General features: G+C 45.5%; 14 protein-coding genes. 9 read left to right on the top strand and 5 right to left on the bottom strand.

Annotated features, from left to right (window positions below; all coding sequences use genetic code 11):
- Positions 1-176 precede the first annotated feature (176 nt).
- Together QUA71_RS18135 and hetZ are read right to left on the bottom strand one after the other, a co-directional pair.
- Complete coding sequence (locus QUA71_RS18135; RefSeq protein WP_333287043.1) at positions 177-1,247, bottom strand: hypothetical protein; 1,071 nt, start codon at positions 1,245-1,247, stop codon at positions 177-179.
- Positions 1,240-2,421 (bottom strand): heterocyst differentiation protein HetZ, encoded by a 1,182-nt coding sequence (gene hetZ / locus QUA71_RS18130; protein WP_333287041.1) that lies wholly within the window; start codon positions 2,419-2,421, stop codon positions 1,240-1,242. Before hetZ ends, QUA71_RS18135 begins: the two co-directional genes overlap by 8 nt.
- A gap of 1,310 nt (positions 2,422-3,731) precedes the next feature.
- On the opposite strand from hetZ, the gene QUA71_RS18125 reads away from it, so the two are divergent.
- A complete protein-coding gene (locus tag QUA71_RS18125) occupies positions 3,732-4,271 on the top strand; it encodes a Dps family protein (RefSeq protein WP_190663350.1) in 540 nt (179 codons plus the stop codon).
- Between the two features lie 180 nt (positions 4,272-4,451).
- Here QUA71_RS18125 and QUA71_RS18120 read toward each other — a convergent pair whose 3' ends face one another.
- Entirely contained in the window at positions 4,452-5,552 is a 1,101-nt protein-coding gene (locus QUA71_RS18120) for a glycosyltransferase family 2 protein (protein ID WP_333287039.1), read from the bottom strand.
- A gap of 606 nt (positions 5,553-6,158) precedes the next feature.
- Here QUA71_RS18120 and QUA71_RS18115 point away from each other — a divergent pair.
- The 6 genes from QUA71_RS18115 to QUA71_RS18090 all read left to right on the top strand — a co-directional run bounded on the left by QUA71_RS18115 (position 6,159) and on the right by QUA71_RS18090 (position 13,435).
- Positions 6,159-7,190, top strand: coding sequence for a glycosyltransferase family 2 protein (locus QUA71_RS18115; RefSeq protein WP_333287038.1), 1,032 nt, complete (start codon positions 6,159-6,161; stop codon positions 7,188-7,190).
- Between the two features lie 128 nt (positions 7,191-7,318).
- Positions 7,319-8,770 (top strand): NAD(P)/FAD-dependent oxidoreductase, encoded by a 1,452-nt coding sequence (locus QUA71_RS18110; protein ID WP_333287036.1) that lies wholly within the window; start codon positions 7,319-7,321, stop codon positions 8,768-8,770.
- A 21-nt stretch (positions 8,771-8,791) separates the two neighbouring features.
- Positions 8,792-9,442 (top strand): nicotinamide riboside transporter PnuC, encoded by a 651-nt coding sequence (pnuC, locus tag QUA71_RS18105; protein WP_333287034.1) that lies wholly within the window; start codon positions 8,792-8,794, stop codon positions 9,440-9,442.
- A gap of 17 nt (positions 9,443-9,459) precedes the next feature.
- On the top strand, positions 9,460-10,446 hold the full coding sequence (locus QUA71_RS18100; protein WP_333287031.1) for an AAA family ATPase: 987 nt from the start codon (positions 9,460-9,462) through the stop codon (positions 10,444-10,446).
- 382 nt (positions 10,447-10,828) lie between these two features.
- On the top strand, positions 10,829-12,190 hold the full coding sequence (locus QUA71_RS18095; protein WP_333287029.1) for a branched-chain amino acid ABC transporter substrate-binding protein: 1,362 nt from the start codon (positions 10,829-10,831) through the stop codon (positions 12,188-12,190).
- Positions 12,191-12,358: 168 nt separating this feature from the next.
- Positions 12,359-13,435: a branched-chain amino acid ABC transporter permease gene (locus QUA71_RS18090; protein ID WP_333219772.1), complete on the top strand. Its 1,077-nt coding sequence runs from the start codon at positions 12,359-12,361 to the stop codon at positions 13,433-13,435.
- A gap of 172 nt (positions 13,436-13,607) precedes the next feature.
- Here QUA71_RS18090 and QUA71_RS18085 read toward each other — a convergent pair whose 3' ends face one another.
- A complete protein-coding gene (locus tag QUA71_RS18085; protein ID WP_333287076.1) occupies positions 13,608-14,180 on the bottom strand; it encodes a Uma2 family endonuclease in 573 nt (190 codons plus the stop codon).
- A gap of 251 nt (positions 14,181-14,431) precedes the next feature.
- Between QUA71_RS18085 and QUA71_RS18080 the strand changes: the two genes are divergently transcribed.
- Positions 14,432-15,997, top strand: a complete 1,566-nt coding sequence (locus QUA71_RS18080; RefSeq protein ID WP_333287027.1) for an ABC transporter permease subunit — start codon at positions 14,432-14,434, stop codon at positions 15,995-15,997.
- A 143-nt stretch (positions 15,998-16,140) separates the two neighbouring features.
- On the top strand, positions 16,141-16,977 hold the full coding sequence (locus QUA71_RS18075; RefSeq protein ID WP_333287025.1) for a class I SAM-dependent methyltransferase: 837 nt from the start codon (positions 16,141-16,143) through the stop codon (positions 16,975-16,977).
- 122 nt (positions 16,978-17,099) lie between these two features.
- On the opposite strand, the gene QUA71_RS18070 is transcribed toward QUA71_RS18075, so the two are convergent.
- A complete protein-coding gene (locus QUA71_RS18070) occupies positions 17,100-17,807 on the bottom strand; it encodes a hypothetical protein (protein WP_333287023.1) in 708 nt (235 codons plus the stop codon).
- Positions 17,808-17,812 lie beyond the last annotated feature (5 nt).

Below are 17,812 nucleotides of genomic sequence, written 5' to 3'. Positions count from 1 at the left end.
AGATTGTAGATTGGAGATTTTAGATTTTAGATTGACTCCACCGATGAATCTGCGGGCTTTAACTAAGATCTAAAATTTTTGGCTTTCCACGACAGTAGTCGAGGAATTGCATTTGTTTTTGTGTGAGGTCAAACCAGCGAGTAAAAACCTAAATAATTTACTCTAATTAGCCCTTTCTAGTTGCTATCTTGTCCGGTTAAAATTGGACGAATAGCAAACATCAAAGGTCTGGTCTCGAAGTTTTGGAATCGAACTTCTAGAGCATAAGTTTTGTTCGGTTGTGGGTCAAACAACTCCACACTTAAATGCCCGGAATTCGGACGATGTGCAGTTGCTTCGGCATCTCCTCCCTTGAGTTCCAAACTTCCTGCCCCTGGAAATTGGCACTCAACTCTTAAACACGGCATTGGCTGTTCTCTGTTGCGGTTCGACAGGTATTGAGCCTCTAGAGTCAGCGAACCCAAACCAGTCAGCCACTCCCGCGAAATCGGCGGCTGATTCACAGGACAATCCAAAGTTAGAGACTCTATGATTTCCCTGGCGGCCAACAGCGACAGCACCATTTGTTGATCGGTACTCGCTGCTTCGTAAGTCGGGAAATCTTCTAAATCTAGAAGTCCCCGCAAAGAACCTCTGAGCACTAAACCAGCTAATTCGTTGAGTTCCTGAGACTGGCCCGGAAATAAGCTATCTACAGCGCGAACTAACTTCGAGCCTTGCCGCAGCGACGACATTACCAGTTCCTGACAAGGTTCTAGCAGTTGAGCAAAAACCCCTTGGGCGATCGGAATTGGCAGGCGACCCCACCTGATATTTTGTAGTTGGGGAGTCCAGAGGTGTAGGGGGGGAACCCATTGCGGGGCTACATCGTCTGGGTAATCGTGGTCGTAGCTTTTGAATTCTGTTTCCCAGGGGAACAGCGGCGGGTTGGATTCAATTTCGGCTCTAAGCCTTTGTTTTAACAAGGTCTGAAAACGGTCTTGCACGGTCGGTATTTCTCCAATTGTCTGCGGTTGTGCGGGTGCATTGCTGTGCGCCCCCACTTGATAGTCCAGCGGGTCTGGTTCGTCCCATTCCCAGTATTCCACCCCGGAATTCTCTTCTGTGTCGCCCCACTCTTCTGAGCGAGGGGACTGATTGAGGTTGTCCTCATCTTCGCTAGAGGCATTCGCCATCGGCGCCTGCAATATCCAGTCTAAAAAATGGCGATCGAAAGCCTCTGCATCCCTGTTCGTTTCGTTATTCATCACTAGATGCCCCTTCTCCGGAATCTGAACGATTTCGCAATTCCCAGGCAAGTTCCAGCAATTTAAACCACCGTTTCTGTACCTGGGCTACCGTGCTGCCGAGGCTTTGCGCGATCGCTGACTCTGACAGACCTTGTTGTTTCAACTTTAGCAAACGCTGTCCCTCTGGACCAATTTGCTCGCCAAACGCCTGCCACTGAGAAGGCAGCAAACCCAAATTGCGGTCTAAGTCTGCTTCCAGCCACTGGTGAACGAGTTCCCAGCGGTGCGACATGGCGAACCTGAGCAAATGGTACTTGAAGCGCTGCTGCAAATAGTCTCTTTGGCGGGGAGTTATGCCCAGAAGCGACTCTATTTCATTAGTCGGCAAGTCTTGCAAGCGCAGCACGAAGTAATCGGCGCAGTCTTGTTGGTTGCGCTCTTTCAAGTAAGTCACTAATTCGTCAATCACGTTTTGCCGCAGAGATTCTGACTCGTCGCCTAGCGGACGAATTGCCGCCGAACCCTGTCCGGCCATCGCTTCCCGCACGGAGTGCACCGAGGTATCGTTCCAGGTTTGGTCGGAATCTGAAGCCCCGCCGTCGGCGGCTTGTTCCATATCTACCGAGGTTTCTTTGGGCTGCTGCTGGGAAAAGGTTTGGGCCCGTAAAATAATTAGTTGCTGGCTGCGGTTCCGAGGTAAAGGAATGCGCCGCTTGCCGAAGCGCTCTACAAAGGCCATGTACTCTGCTAGTTCTAAGCGAGTGCGGGGACTGTAGGTAGGTGGCAGTTGGGTTTCGCGCCGGAATGCCTTTAAAGCTTCGAGATAAAATCCTTGCAAAAAATCTTTGATCAGTTCTACTCGCGCCTGATAGCTAGACTGCACCTGCGGAGGGGTGATGTAGCGATAGACGATCGCGCTGAGGGTACTGTGCAATTCTACTCGTCCGGGCCCGGAGCCTAAATTGTAATAATGCAGGCATTGTTGCAAGCGGTGCTGAGCGAGGCTCTGGGCTGAACCTTCTATATCTCCGGAGGCTTGAATCCGCTGGCTTTCAGTGCATATCCTGTTGACTTCTGCTGCGAGTCGCCCTGCTACATCTTGGCAGTTCTGCTCAGACGCGCGAGTGGACTTTTTAAGTTCGTCTAACAGCAGTTCAAATATGGTTTCCACGCTCTGGCAGATTTCCCGCATGATGGTTTACAGCTAACAATGAAAGTAGCACAGTTAGTAAAAGTATGGATCAATCTTTCCTACCGCTACTTTAGCCCGTATTCCCCAGATAGGACAAACTGCAATGCCCTCTTTCTCCTCCTTCGCGCAAACACAGAGGACTGCTTTTTTTTATCTGTCTTGGAGGCGCCATCCGCCAAAAACTAGGTTTAAACAGTTGCCAGTGCAACGATGCTTCATCAGAGTGTCGGGTTTGACAAAGCTTTCATGCGGGCCGACAACGCTACACTGCTGTTGATACCTGCGGCTTAGTGCTGTGGTGCTCACAGCAGCGCAAGTGTTCCTGAGGGTGAAGCGAACACACAGCTTCTCCCGGTGGTCTACTAGATGGGACAAAGGGTTGCGTGGCTGTATTTGGTAGAGTCGATCGAGGTGACAGTGGCGAACGGTTTCTCAAATCAGTGATGGATAGCTGGGGATGGATGATTCAGGTGGTTTTACGATCGCAACATCCAAGGCTTTGTTTTACTGAAAAAAAGAGCCTTGGTTGAACAAACTTTTGCTTGGCTCAATTTAGTATCGAGGGTTGAGCAAGGATGATCGGCGATTCCGGGCTTCATCACAGGTCATTATATACATCTTCTTGATTCGGTCGAGCGCTATTTAACAAACCCAAGATTATCTGTGTTCATGTAAGCCAATTTGAACACTATCAAGGGTTCCCTCCTAGAAATGTTTCTACTTTCCCAGCTTAAATATTAAAGTAGTCTTCAGCCACTTTTACCCTAAAGTCTCGACGGCGATCGCCCGTCTTTTTCTTGGCAACATCCTTGAACGTCTATCTAACGATTTGACTCAATATCATTTCTAGCATCCCAATCACACAGAGCAGAACCGCTCATGTCCGAAAATCTGTTTCCTAGCCTTGTAGGATAACAGGGTTATATTTAATTGCCAGTCCCTTATGCCTCGTTTAAAGCAGCCCGTACAATTAAGTGTGTGGGATGTTGGTTAATCTCCGGTGGGATGTTGCTTAACTTCCGCAGAAATTCCTTGATTTGTACGGGCTATCAGAGTCCAGCCTTTTTCTCTAGGGGGATTGAGCGGGAAATCACCGGCGGCCCAATCGCTGTGTTCACCAAGCAAAGGTGATCCGGAACAATAAGTTTCATTGCATCTATCTAAGGGTATCTATATTGCGATTACTCGAACCTGAAATGCCGATATTTTACTAAAGTTCGATCGTCTTCGATCGTCCTCTGGGTTGATGTAAGTGGCTGGCGAAATTTGTTCTAATAACTGTAAAGTTAGAGTTGAGGGAACAATTTTCAATGCGTAAGTTAAACATAGGTCTATCTGACGAGCAACGTGCAGGCGTTATCGAACTATTGAATCACGACCTGGCAGATGCTTATCTGCTGTTAATCAAAACGAAAAAGTATCACTGGGATGTAGTGGGCCCGCAGTTTCGATCGCTCCACCAGTTGTGGGAAGAACACTATCAGGCGTTAACAGTAAATATCGATGCTATGGCCGAACGGGTGAGAACTTTAGGTGGCTATCCAATTGGTACTGCTGAGGGTTTTCTGAAGTATGGCTCGATTAAAGAACATATCGGCGATTTGCCTTTAGCGACGGAGATGGTGTCGCGTTTAGTTGACGATCACGAACTGATTATTCGCAATCTCCGCCAACACGTCGAACAGTGCGGCGAAGAGTTTAAGGATGACGGAACCGCAGACTTTTTGACTGGTTTGATGGAACAGCACGAGCAAATGGCTTGGATGTTGCGCTCGTTTATTGAAGGGGAATCCCTGGCGCCAGACGGCCAGCAGCCGCAAGCTCAAACTCCTACAGCTTCTCATGCTTAGAGAGATTAAGTAGAAGGAAGAAGGAAGAAGGAAGAAGTAAGAAGGAAGAATGGAAAATTTAGATTTTTTTATTTAACCCTCTTTCCTGATTCTCGATCGACCAACTAGGCGGAATTAAACGCCCTCTAGCTTCCTCAAAAACCCGGTTTATTCAAAAAACCGGGTTTTTCCATATTGGGTTTATTTAGATTTTAGATTTCCTAAACTGTGGAATCGCATTCTTTCATATACTTGCGAGGGTAACATTTTGTGAGCCTTCGTCCGCGTCTCAATCCTAGCAAGTGTCGTTCCTTCAGTCGATTCAGATGCTGGTTTTAACTCTAACCCTGATGCAGGTGGCGGTGTAACTATTATTTTTAATATACTTTCTATAAAGAGCAGATACAAATTGTGTCGCAAAAGTGCCATTGATAAATCTTCTTTGAAAGCTCTATAAAGCCAAGATAATGTACTCTGGTGATTGCCGCTGCGGTTGCTTTTAACAGCTAAGTAAATGTAAAAATTGCTGCTAGACCAGCGATAAATGCTGCTGGGAATTTCGGGATGTTGCTGCCGGACATCGGCCATAATTAAAGAGTGAGATTTTGCCATTGCTGCATAGTTGCTAGACATACTGCTGGCAATCTGCCGATAGCCAACTAAGTATTCTGGCACGACTTTAAATTGATAATGTTCGGCTATGCGGAGGTGAAGTTCCCAGTCTTCGCAGCCTTGAGCGTTTTCTAGTTTAAGTTTGCCGTTGTAACCGCCGACTTTTGCAAAACAAACGCGGCGGATTAGAGATGAACTGGCATTGCCTATAAAATATTTATAAATTAATGATGTGTAAACTTCTCCTTCGATGGTGGAGTTATAAAATCCACCTGTGAGCAAGTCTTTTTCATCTATATCAAGTGACCAGGAATAGACAACTCCGACAGATGGTGCTGAGTAATTCAGGCAGTTAACTTGTTTTTCTAGGTTTTGCGGATACCAAATGTCGTCGGCATCGATGGGAGCAATATATTCGCCTTTTGATTTTTCAATTGCTAGGTTGCGGGCGACGGCGACGCCGGCATTTGATTGGTGGAATAAGCTGACTCGGCTATCTTTTTGAGCAAAAGATTTGACGATATTGGCTGTTGTATCTGTAGAGCCGTCATCAACTACTAAAACTTCTATGTTTTGATAAGTTTGAGATAAGACAGACTCTAAGGTTTTAGCAATAAAATTTTCAGCGTTGAAAGCTGGTATGATGACTGAAACTAATGGCGGATTTAACGTGTCTTGTGAGCTATTCATGTAATGTAAAAAATGGTTTAGCTAAAAGTTTTGGTTCACAGGGAGCTGGCTAAGGGTATGTTAGCAAATTACCAAAGCTCGATCGTACAGTGTCGGAAATTTTAAGAGGTATATTTAAAATATATTGCTAAAAGTCATAAAATGTGCATGGAGTCCGCAGTCGCGATCGAGACTTGGTGCAGGAGTCACTCACGGATGAGGTCTGTAAAAGAAAGTTTACCGCGCAAGTGCTGACAGTTCCGGGGTGTCCGTATAAACGATGTTTGATTTTATACGGTGTTCCTACTTGTAAAATCAAAGTCTTGTGCATTGCAACACAGCCGCACCAAAATGCTGCTGGGGCTTTTTCCCAACTTTACACAAACAATGATATATTTAAAGATTTTGTAAAGCTGTTGTCTACATCAGGTCAGTCTCAGCAAGATATGGCGTAAAATAGAGGTAAGAATGGGGAAAATCAAATCAAAAATACCAGCCAAAAATCTAGTTGAAGACAAACAGAAATCGAGTTATAAATAAAAAAGTAGAGCTGATTTTACCCTTTGTAAAGTAGCACCAATAAAATTCCAGCAAATTTTAGCCCCTGCAATTTAAAAAATTTAGGTAATGATTTCTACCGCCGACCCCACTGTATCCGTTATTATCCCAGTCCACAACGGGGGCGCTTACTTCCGCACCTGTTTGTCAAAACTGGCTCAAGCTGTGCCCAGGCCGATGGAGATTATTGTAGTAGCAGATGGCGAAAGCGACGGTTCCTGGCGTCTGGCCAAGGAATTCGGCGCCAAAGTCATCAGGATTCCCGAATGCGGAGGGCCAGCGCGGGCAAGGAATTTGGGCGCCCAAGCTGCAAAGGGAGATATTTTGTTTTTTGTGGATGCTGATGTAGCTGTTTGTCCTGAAGCTGTAGGTTATGCGACCTCGGTGTTCAAAAATAATCCCTACTTAGCGGCTTTCATAGGCTCTTACGACGATGCTCCTGGAGATCCCGATTTTCTATCGCAGTACAGGAACTTGCTCCACCACTACGTACACCAAACAGGTAACGAAGAAGCTTCGACTTTTTGGGGGGCTTGCGGAGTGATTCGCCGGGAAATTTTTTTGCAGATGGGCGGCTTTAATGAGAGTTACCGCCAAGCTTCGATCGAAGATATTGAGTTCGGCTACCGTTTGAAACAAGCCGGTTATAAAATTCGGCTGTGCAAAACATTGCAGGTGAAGCATTTAAAGCGCTGGGAACCGATGGGGATGGTGAAAGCTGACTTTTTCTACCGAGCGCTGCCTTGGACAGAACTGATTTGGCGCGATCGCAAATTGAATAACGACCTCAACTTGCAAGTTTCAAACCGCATCAGCGTGATTTTAACTTATGCAGTCCTGCTGGCAATTTTGGGAACCTGCTGGTCGCTGAGCTTTCTGCTATTGGCTGGTTTGCTGGCCATACCACTGGTAGCAATTAATGCACCGCTTTACCGATTTTTTCACCGTAAACACGGTATCCTCTTTGCCCTGAAAACTATTCCGTGGCACTGGCTTTTCTACTTTTACAGCGGACTGGCATTCGCGATCGGCACTGGTCGCTACTTATACCAAAAAAAGCCTGTGACTGGCAAAGTTAGCTTGCCAGTATCGGCTCAATAAATCAAGGCAAATTGTGCTTAAACATCAGGTCGATTGAGAGTTTCTCAGGGTATTCACGGGTGCATCTATCCCTTTGACAAGTTATAAATAACTGTATAGTTTCCATAAAAAAGCTGGAGGTAGGCTGAGTGAAACATTATCCTGTTGCGATCGTGGGTGCAGGTCCTGCGGGCTTGACTGCTGCCTACGAGCTCGTCAAGCAAGGCATTATCCCTGTTGTACTAGAAAAAGGTGATAAAGTTGGGGGAATAGCTCGCACCGAAACCTACAAAGGCTATCGTTTCGACATTGGCGGCCACCGCTTTTATACTAAAGTTGAAGCCGTGCAGCAGTTGTGGCAAGAGGTACTGGGAAATGAGTTTATTAAAGTGCCACGATTGTCGCGAATTTTTTATCGAGGTAAATTTTTTAACTATCCGATCAGTGCGTTTAATACTCTCTTTAATTTGGGCATAATTGAGAGTGCGCTGATTATTTTGAGTTATCTGAAAGTGAGAATTTGGCCGCTTACGGAAGAAAAAACTTTTGAACAGTGGGTGATCAATCGTTTTGGCGAACGCTTGTATAAAACATTTTTTAAGACTTACACTGAAAAAGTGTGGGGCATTCCTTGTTCGGAAATCCAAGCAGATTGGGCGGCGCAGCGGATTAAAGGATTGTCGCTGACGACAGCAATTATTAATGCTTTGTTTGGCAGCAACGACACTAAAACATTAATAAAAGAGTTTGATTATCCGGCTTTGGGGCCGGGGATGATGTGGGAAAAGTTCGCGGAAGCTGTGGAGAATAAAGACGGCAAAGTTTATCTGGATACTAAAGTAATTAGCTTTGAGCGTGAAGGTAATAAGATTAAAAGTATTACTGCGGAGCAAAACGGAGAATTAATTCAATATTCTGCGGATAATTTCATTACGAGTATGCCGATATCGGCACTGGTAGCAAGACTGAAACCGCAGCCACCAGAAGAGGTATTGCACGCCGCGCGATCGCTCAAATATCGAGATTTTTTGATTGTATCACTGATTGTCAATCGCAAGGATTTGTTTCCTGACAACTGGATTTACATTCACTCCCCCGAAGTCAAAGTGGGACGAATTCAAAACTTTAAGAATTGGAGCGCGGCTTTAGTTCCCGACGCCAGCAAAAGTTGTTTGGGAATGGAATATTTCTGTAGCGTAGGCGACGAGGTTTGGGAAATGTCGGACGCGCAACTTATCGAATTAGCAACTCGCGAGTTGGTTGGTTTGGGTTTAGCAACAACGGCCGAGGTTGAAGATGGAGTTGTCATACGGCAACCCAAAGCTTATCCAGTTTATGATGGCGAATATCGAGGACACTTGCAGGTACTTGAAGGTTTTGTGAAGGGAATTGAGAATTTGCAGACGATCGGGCGAAACGGTATGCACCGATACAACAACCAAGACCATTCCATGCTGACGGGGATGCTGGCTGTGAGAAATATTCTCGGCGAAAAGCACGATTTGTGGGATGTGAATACTGAGCGATCGTACTATGAAGACTTTAGTGTCGATCGCTCAAAAGAAAAGAAGGATGGGGATTTGATTTCGCAGTCCATATAGCCAGCCGAGATAGGGATTGCCATGAAAAAAGCGAACCTGCCGAACTTAATCGGCTCCGCAGCAAGCATCTTCGTGCTCCTGCTTTCAGTGCAGCGGTTTGTCCCTATCCAACTCGACTTAATCGAAGCGATAGCCGCGATCGCTTCTGCTTGGAGCGTTTGGCTGCTTGCTAAAAACAATCCCGTAGGCTGGTGGATCGGCTTAATCGGAGTTATCGCCTACGGTGCGGTGTTTTATCAAGTTAAACTTTACGGCGAAGTAGCGCTTCAATCCTTCTATTTAATCACGAGCTTGCAAGCAATTTATATTTGGCTGCGGGGCGGCGAAAACAGCACTGAAAAACCTGTATGTCGAATTTCTCAACGCTGGCTCATCCTCACCGCAGTCTTAGTTGCAGTTGGCGTATTTGGCTTGCGAACAGTATTAATATCTTTGGGCGGAGCAGCACCCTTTTGGGACGCCCTGACAACCATCTTAAGCGCGATCGCCCAGTTGTACCTGATGGAACGCTATCTCGAAAGCTGGTATTTGTGGATTGTTGCAGACACGATTTACGTTCCCTTGTATGCCTCGCGGGGGCTATATTTGACGAGTATTTTGTACGCGATTTTTTTGTTGATGGCAATTCACGGACTGCAAAATTTTCAGCGTATTTACTCAGAACAAAAGTAAAAACAGCAGCAATCTTTATGATACTAGGTATTACTGTAGGCAAATTTTACCCATTCCATAAAGGACACGACTACTTAATTCGAGAAGCTAAAAAGAAGGTTGACCATTTAATCGTTCTCGCCTGTTACAAAACAAATCAAGCAGTTGCAGGAACCGTTAGAGCCGACTGGATTCGGTTTTTGCATCCCGACGCAGAAGTTATCGAAGTGCTCGACGATTTACCGGAATCTCCCGAACCTTGGGCTCAGAGGACTCTTGAGGTGCTTTCCGGGCGAAAACCCGATATCGCTTTTACTTCAGAAGATTACGGCGAACCTTGGGCAAAACTGATGGGAGCTCAACACTGTGCAGTCGATCGCGAACGACTCAAATTTCCGATTTCTGGAACGCAATTGCGATCGCACCTAGCCGAACACTGGCAAATGCTGACTCCCCCAGCCAAAGCCTACTTTGCCAAACGAGTCTGCGTGCTGGGTGTAGAATCGAGCGGCACGACTACCCTAGCACGATCGCTCGCGCAGCACTACCAAACTGTTTGGGTTCCCGAATACGGCAGGTGTTACTGGGAAGGCAGGCAATATTCGCCCGATCCTGAAATTTGGGACAGCTATGAATTTGTAGAAATTGCCAAGAAACAAGCTGCTATAGAAGACGATATTGCTACTCGCGCTAACAAAGTCGTTATTTGCGATACAGATTCTTTAGCTACTTGTATTTGGCACAAACGTTACCTTGGTTCGGAACACCCGACACTCCAGCAAATTGCAGACAGTCGCCGCTGCGATTTGTATATTTTGACTCAGCCGGATTTCGGGTTTGTTCAGGATGGAACGCGAGAAAGCGAACATTTACGGATGATTATGCACCAGTGGTTTGTTGAGGTTCTTCAGCAGAAAGGAAAGCGGTATATTACTGTGGGAGGAACGCACGAGCTGCGAATGTCGGAGGCTCTACGGGCGATCGATTCACTGTTGGTGTTTGAACCGTTAAAGGAGCTAGAGTAATGATTAATTATGAATATTTTAGTGCCGAGCGCTCAAAAGAAAAAAGCGATTCGTCTTTAATCTCGCAATCAAGCTGATTTGACGCTGGAGGGTTGAGATAGGGAAAGGAAATCTGTATTTTCCTTTCCTTTTTAGCTTGTAACTGGTTGAACAGGTTTTAACTGGTTCCCCGGAAGCTCCTGGAAACCCCTTGACCGAGGCTCTGCCTCGTTTCCTTGTCTGGTACGCCTTCCCAGGAAGATCGCGGGAACGAGAGAAGAAGCTTGTGGCAGCGGTGTATCTTTAAGAGTTCACGTAAAACTTGAAAATCTGTGCTAACTCTTGACTTACAGACTTAGAGAGTGGAAATATGCTAAAACGCAACCAACAAACGAACCGACCTATGAACTTTTCCCAGAACTCAGGGGGCCAAAGTGCCACACCCGCAAAAATCAACTCAACACAGAATCTCGGCGCCGCAGGATTGCGGAAATTACTTTTTGCCGCCGGAATAGCCTCTCTGTGCGCTAGCTGTCAAAATCCTCCAGCACCAACCGCCACAACACCCGGAGCCAGCCCCGGAACCAGTCCTGCAGCCACTCCCGTCGCAGTCAGCAGCCCCGGAGACCCAAATACTGTCAAAATTGTCTCCATGCTGCCGATGACAGGCAGCGCCTTGGGTCAATCTCAAACAATGGTCAACGGCATCCAACAAGCACTCGCCGAAACCGGCTCGAAAGCTTGCGACGGTAAAATCCAAATCCAATACGAAGTTTACGATGACGCTACCGCCGCCGCCGGCAAATGGGACCCAGCCCAAGTAACGTCGAACTCCAACAAAGCCGTCGCTGACAGTTCGGTAGTTGCCGTCATCGGTCACTATAACTCCGGTGCCGCCAAACTTTCCATTCCCGTGCTCAACCAAGCTAACATCGTCATGATCAGTCCGGCAAACACTTATCCGGGACTGACTAAACCAGGAAAAGGCGAAGCCAAAGAACCCAACGTTTATTATCCCGCAGGCACTCGTAATTTCACCCGCGTTGTCCCCGCTGACGACCTTCAAGGGGCTGTAGCTGCCAACTGGGCGAAATCTTTAGGCGTGCAAAAAGTCTACATTCTCGACGACCAAGAACTCTACGGCAAAGGCATCGCTGATGTTTTTGAAGCAACTTCTAAAAAGTTGGGAATTCAAGTCCTCGGAAGAGAGGGAATTGATATTAGAGCTAGCGACTACAAGGCGTTAATGAATAAGATCAAAGCTTTAAATCCCGACATGATTTACTTCGGTGGCACTACTCAGAGCAATACCGGACAAATAATTAAAGACATGAGAAATGTCGGAATGACGCCTGAGGCAGTTAAGTTCATGGGGCCCGACGGCATTAAAGATCAAGCTTTAATTGACGCGGCAGGCAAAGATGCCCAAGGAGTTTATGCTACTTTTGGCGGCTTGCCTCCTCAAGAATTGACTGGTGTGGGTGCGAAATGGTACGAAAGTTACAAGGCAAAATATAATGCTGAACCCGAAGCTTATGCAGCATACGCCTATGAAGCTGCTAAAGTTGCGATCGGCGCAATTAATAAAGTTTGCAAAAATGACCGCGCTGCTATCCGCGAAGCTGTCTTGGCAACTAAAGATTTTAACGGGGTACTCGGCACTTGGAGTTTTGACACCAACGGCGACACGAGCTTGACTACAATGTCAGGAAATGTTGTTAAAGGTGGCAAGTGGGAGTTCGTGAATGCGCTCAAGACCGAATAATTAATCAGAAGGAAGAGGGAAGAGGAAGAAGGAAGAAGGAAGAAGGAAGAGGCAAGAAGGGAGAAAAATCATTCAATTTTTTTAATTTCCCAATTCCAATTTTCCAATTTTCCCTTCCCTATTTCGCCTTCCTAATTCTCAATTCCCCATTCCCAATTACTCAAAAACATGAAGAACTGGAAAAGTATTCTCTTATATCTAGGTGTAGTTTATATAGTTTTGCTATTAGGCCCGATCGCAGGATTTGATTTGCCAAAAATAGTTGGACAAATAGTCAGCAGTCCTGAAGTTTTTATCCAACAATTATTAGTGGGTCTTGTCAACGGCGCGCTAATTGCAATTATTGCTTTGGGTTACACGATGGTTTATGGCATTATTGAGTTAATCAATTTTGCTCACGGCGATTTATATATGTTGGGGGCTTTTGCTTCCCTAACCGTGTTCGGGGCTTTTGGGATGCAAGATGGCGCACCTTTAGGTATTGCTATACCGGTAATGTTAGTCGCTTTAATTGTATGTTCGGTGTTTTGTGCTGGGCTGAATATTGTTGTGGAAAAGTACGCTTATCGGCCCTTGCGAAATGCTCCCCGTTTGGCTCCTTTAATTTCAGCGATTGGAGTTTCTTTTATTTTCCAAAATATGGGTCTGTTTTGGGGAGGATTGAAAGCTTTTATTCCGGTGATGGGTTCTAATTCTGCTGCACCGAAAAGTTTTCCCGATTTGTTACCGCGAGTTGATATTTTCAAAGCTTTGGGAATTCAAACGAGTATTGTATTTACTACGAAAGATTTAATTGTGTTGGTGGTGGCGGTTGTATTGATGGTTTTGCTTCATGTGTTTGTGCAGTACACTCGTCTGGGAAAGGCGATGCGGGCAACTGCTCAAAGCCGCGATGCTGCTAAAATTATGGGCATTAATGTGGATCAGATTATTGCTCTGACTTTTTTGATTGGGGGAGCTTTGGCGGGTTCGGCTGGGATTCTGGTTGGTCTGTACAACAATACTATTGTTTTTACGATGGGGTTTACGGCAGGTTTGAGGGCTTTTACGGCAGCAGTTTTGGGGGGAATTGGCAATATTGTCGGGGCGATGTTAGGAGGGGTTTTGATTGGGTTGCTTTCGTCTTTGAGCGATCAGTATTTGTCGAGCCGCTGGACTAATGCTTGGGTGTTTGGGGTTTTGGTGGTGATTTTGGCTTTTCGGCCTGGGGGTTTGTTGGGCGAGAATGTTCAGGAAAAGGTTTGAAGTTGCAGTATGTTTGAGATTGGGTTGTAGTGAGGACTTTAGTTCTCATAAAATTTTGAGGACTAAAGCCCTCACTACAAACATTTTATAAATTTGTGTGAGCTTCTTTGATGAAGAGACAGAAGTCGGGTATCAGAGAGCGCGATCGCGTTTTACGTTTTAGTTTTACGTTTTAAATATTCCCTGGTTTGAGCCAGCCAAAAACTTCGCCTAAAGTCAACTGCATTTCCGGCATAAAATTGGGCGTCGGAAGTATATCTGTTGGTTCTTGCAATGAAATCGGTTGCTGCCTTGCGGGATAGGCTAAAATGTTTTTTTCATCGGGATCTAGTAACCACCCCATCTGACAACCGGCGTTCAAACAGTGCAAAATATTGTTTGTGACTTTGGTTTGGCTTTGGGCTGGGGACAAAATTTCTATTGTCCAGTCTGGGTGAGCATTAAATGTATTGGCAATTTCGCCGTCAGCGTCTAGGGGAATGCGATTCCAAACAAAAATAGCGACATCCGGAACAATGGAACGTCCGCCAAAAGTGCAGCGAAGTTCTGGAAATGCCCAAGCAATCCGCTGAGGTTTGCCCGCTGCATTAACCCTCGTGATGAGTTCTCCCTGAATAGTGCTGTGTTTTCCTTGCGGCATAGGTTTTTGTAAAATCGCACCTTTGATGTATTCGCTAGCGGGTTGGGTTTCTGGGAGTTGCAAAAACTCGTCGAGGGTGATAGTTTTTTGAGGTGCTTGTACCATATAGCGATCGCCCGTTTGAAGTGTGTTGCGGTAACAGTTCCAGTATATTTGAAGTTTCGTCACTTTTGGTGCAATAATCGAACTCAAAAGACTCTAAACTGTAGCTAGCCCGATCGACCGTTTCCACGATAAGCAGTCGATCACATTCATTGAGGCAGAATTTGGCACGGCCCGCGTCAGTCGCATCTATAAACTGCGATTCCTAGCATTCTTTCATCTAACTACTGACTAATAACTAATAACTTCTTCCTATGTCAAAAAAAATAATTAAAGCAATTAAATCGACTGGTATTTTAGGGGCGATCGCCTCTTTGACTGTTTTGTTATTCGGCGGTTGGAGCGGCACCGTGATCGGCTGGCTGATGGGTACGGCGGCGGGCTTTATTAGCTGTCGGGAGCACAAGGTTTACAGCCCGAAAATGGGTGCTGCGATCGGCAGTTTAGCGGGATTGGGATTGGGAGTGTGGCTGTTAGTTGCGAGTGTGTTAGAAGGGGTTTTGATTAGACCTTTGTCTGGTCAATCTGCTGTGGCTTTGCCGACGACGCTGCTGTACGGGATTTGCAGTTTGACGATCGCAATTTTGACAGCTACGTTAATGGGTGCTTTGCAGGGTTTGCAGGGGGAACGCCAGCGGCTGGCAACTCTAGTGACATTAGCTTTTATTCTAATTCTGTTTCCGTTTATCGATATTCAGGCTCAGACTGGCTGGATTGCTACTGTAGTACAGATTCAAATCTTTATTATGTTGGCGCTGGGTTTGAATATTACTGTGGGTTTTGCGGGTTTGTTGGATTTGGGATATGCGGCGTTTTTTGCGATCGGCGCTTACACGACGGCTTTGCTATCTTCTGGGCAGTTAAATATTGCTTGGAACTTTTGGGTGGTACTGCCGATCGCGGCTGGTGTAGCTGCGATCGCGGGCGTAATCCTGGGTATTCCCACACTGCGGCTCAAGGGCGATTATTTGGCGATCGTTACCCTCGGTTTTGGCGAAATTATCCCGGTTGTGTTTAGGAATTTAACCGCGATTCGCATCGATGAACCAGTCTCGAAGATTGTTGCTGCTGTTTTGGGTAAACCCGAGTTGGTGCTGTGTCTCGTTGGGTGCGATCGACCTTTTAACCTCACCGGCGGCGAAGCGGGAATAAACCCGATCGGGCGTCCATCTCTCCCCATCGTCGGCACTTTCAGCACCGGCAACTACTTTCCCTGGTACTACCTAATTTTGCTGCTAGTTGTCTTCGCTTACTTCATGATTTCGCGGCTGCGAGATTCCCGCTTGGGCAGGGCATGGAATGCCATGCGCGAAGATGAATTAGCGGCGAGTGCGATGGGGATTAACCTGGTCAAAACCAAACTTTCGGCTTTTGCGATGGGAGCGACGTTTTCGGGCTTTGCCGGCGCGTTTTACGCCGCCTATATCAGCGCGATTTTTCCCAGCGTTTTCGATTTCTCGGTGTCGGTAATCATCCTGTGTATGGTGATTTTAGGCGGTTTGGGCAACATGACCGGGGTGATTTTGGGGGCTATCATTATCATGTCTGCCGATCGACTTTATCTGCCACAATTAGCGCAAGTCCTCAAGGGTTTTCTGAATACTTTTGTACTCCCGAGGATTGCAATTCCCCAGTTAGCGGACTTTCTGGCAACCAGTTTAGACCCGATTCAAATGCGCTTATTTCTATTCGGCCTAACTCTTGTTGTCATGATGCTCGTGCGGCCGGAGGGACTGATTCCTGATAAAATACACCAAGCTGAACTGCATTCTGATGGTGAAGCGAGCAATGACTCTTTAGCAGATGCGAGAAGTCAATAAGTAGGTAAGGGCAAAAACCATAGTATTTTGTAGGCGGGTTTAGCTAAGAATCTAGGATGCAAGGGAGTTTAGGGGTGTAAACACCCCGTCCCCATCTAATGTTTATTTGTAACCAACTACTTAGTAAGGGTGAAAGATTAGCCATGAAAAATGTAACTGGTACTGCTTTTATCGTTGCGGAATTTAGAGCAGAAGAGAATGAAGAGGCCATTCCTCTCTACACTGATAATGTAGTAAAAATTTGGCTGAATGAGGAAACAAAAAAAGTAGCTAGCGAAATAGCTCAAAACTCTCCCGTCGCTAAAGAAATGGTTAAGTTGCGAACTAAATATTTTGATGATGTTTTGTCAAATCAAATTTTAGGAGGTTGCAAACAAGTAGTTATTTTAGGTTCGGGTTTGGATACTCGTGCTGCTAGAATTAATGGAGAAGGAGTGATTTATTTTGAAATAGACGACCGCGCAACTATTCAATTAAAAGAAGAAACTCTCAAAGCTAACAAAGTTACTGCCAATGTTCGCTACATCCCCGGCGATTACGTAAAAGACGGTTTAATCCCCTTGCTGAAACAGAGTCAATTTGATTTCACTCGACCGACATATTTTTTATGGGAAGGTAACACTACCTTGCTTGACAAAAAAGATGTAATACTTGTGTTAGAACAAATTCGTGACCATGTTCATAATTTCCGATTGTCCTTTGATTATATGTCGGAAAAGGTGATTTTGAGAACCACGGGCTACCAAGATATCAATGATTACATAGATAAATACGAAAGTATGTATGCACCGTGGATTACTGGGTTTGAAAACATTGCCACTTTGGCTGACGAACTCAATCTCAAAGTTATTGAAAACTTTTCGACTGCAGATTTACACGCACAATATCGCCCTCGTCGTTCGCTAGAATCTAATCTTTTTAAGTTCTATTTTGTCTGTACGTTAGAAAATGTAGTAGGGGGCGTCAGTCAAGAGATTTGACTAAACTCAAACAATTTGCTGCTGACGCACCTTATCAAAGCAAAGACGATCGCACTTTGTCTGTACGCTAGAAAATGCAGGAGGGTACGTCAGTGATTTCTTGGACAATCGCAAACCATTTATTAGGTCAAGCGAATTCGTAAAGAATCAATAAGACCATGTTTAGCCAACCAATCTTTTACCTCTGGCGTTAAAAGTCCCAGGGTAGCACCCTCATTAGCAGCTACTCTCAGAAAACGAAGCACTGCTTCAGGAACCTCATCAGCATTTAAGCCCTCCCAGCACTGCTTTAATTGCTCAATTAGCCGATCGACTCTTTCAAAATCCTCGCTGCTTTGGGGAATTGAGTTTGATTCCAGAATTTGACAATCTAAACTTCTAATCCGTTGGACAGTTGGCTTAAATCCCGAAACTTTATCCAATAAATTTAGGATTTCATTATTAGTGCTGGGCCTATTTTGATTTCGGTAGCGCCGCCAAGCTTGACTGAGTTGTTCCTCCAGAGCTTTTTGCAATTGTTTTATTCTAGAAGTGAAATTTTTTTCGTTGAAATTTTCATTATCTATAATCCACTCAGGATCTTCTAGAAATTTTGACTCAACATTAGCAATAAATGTCAGCAGAATCTCAGCCTTTTGAGTTAAATCCAAATTGGCAATTCCTTTTTTACGAAAAGCTCTCAAACATTGAACGAGAGGTCGAGTTCCATCGACAGCTTGCTTGATTTGTTCTTGTCGAGATTGAAAGCCTTGAAGATGGGTTGCATACGTCTGAAGATTAATTTTCTTTTGAGATAAGTCAATCAGTTGAGTGGATTTTTCGAGAAGCATATTAT

The organism is Microcoleus sp. MON1_C5 (genome assembly GCF_036701875.1).
Taxonomy (GTDB): Bacteria; Cyanobacteriota; Cyanobacteriia; order Cyanobacteriales; family Microcoleaceae; genus Microcoleus.
Note: the sequence above shows the minus strand (reverse complement) of the source record. Positions and strands in the feature narration are given on the sequence as shown.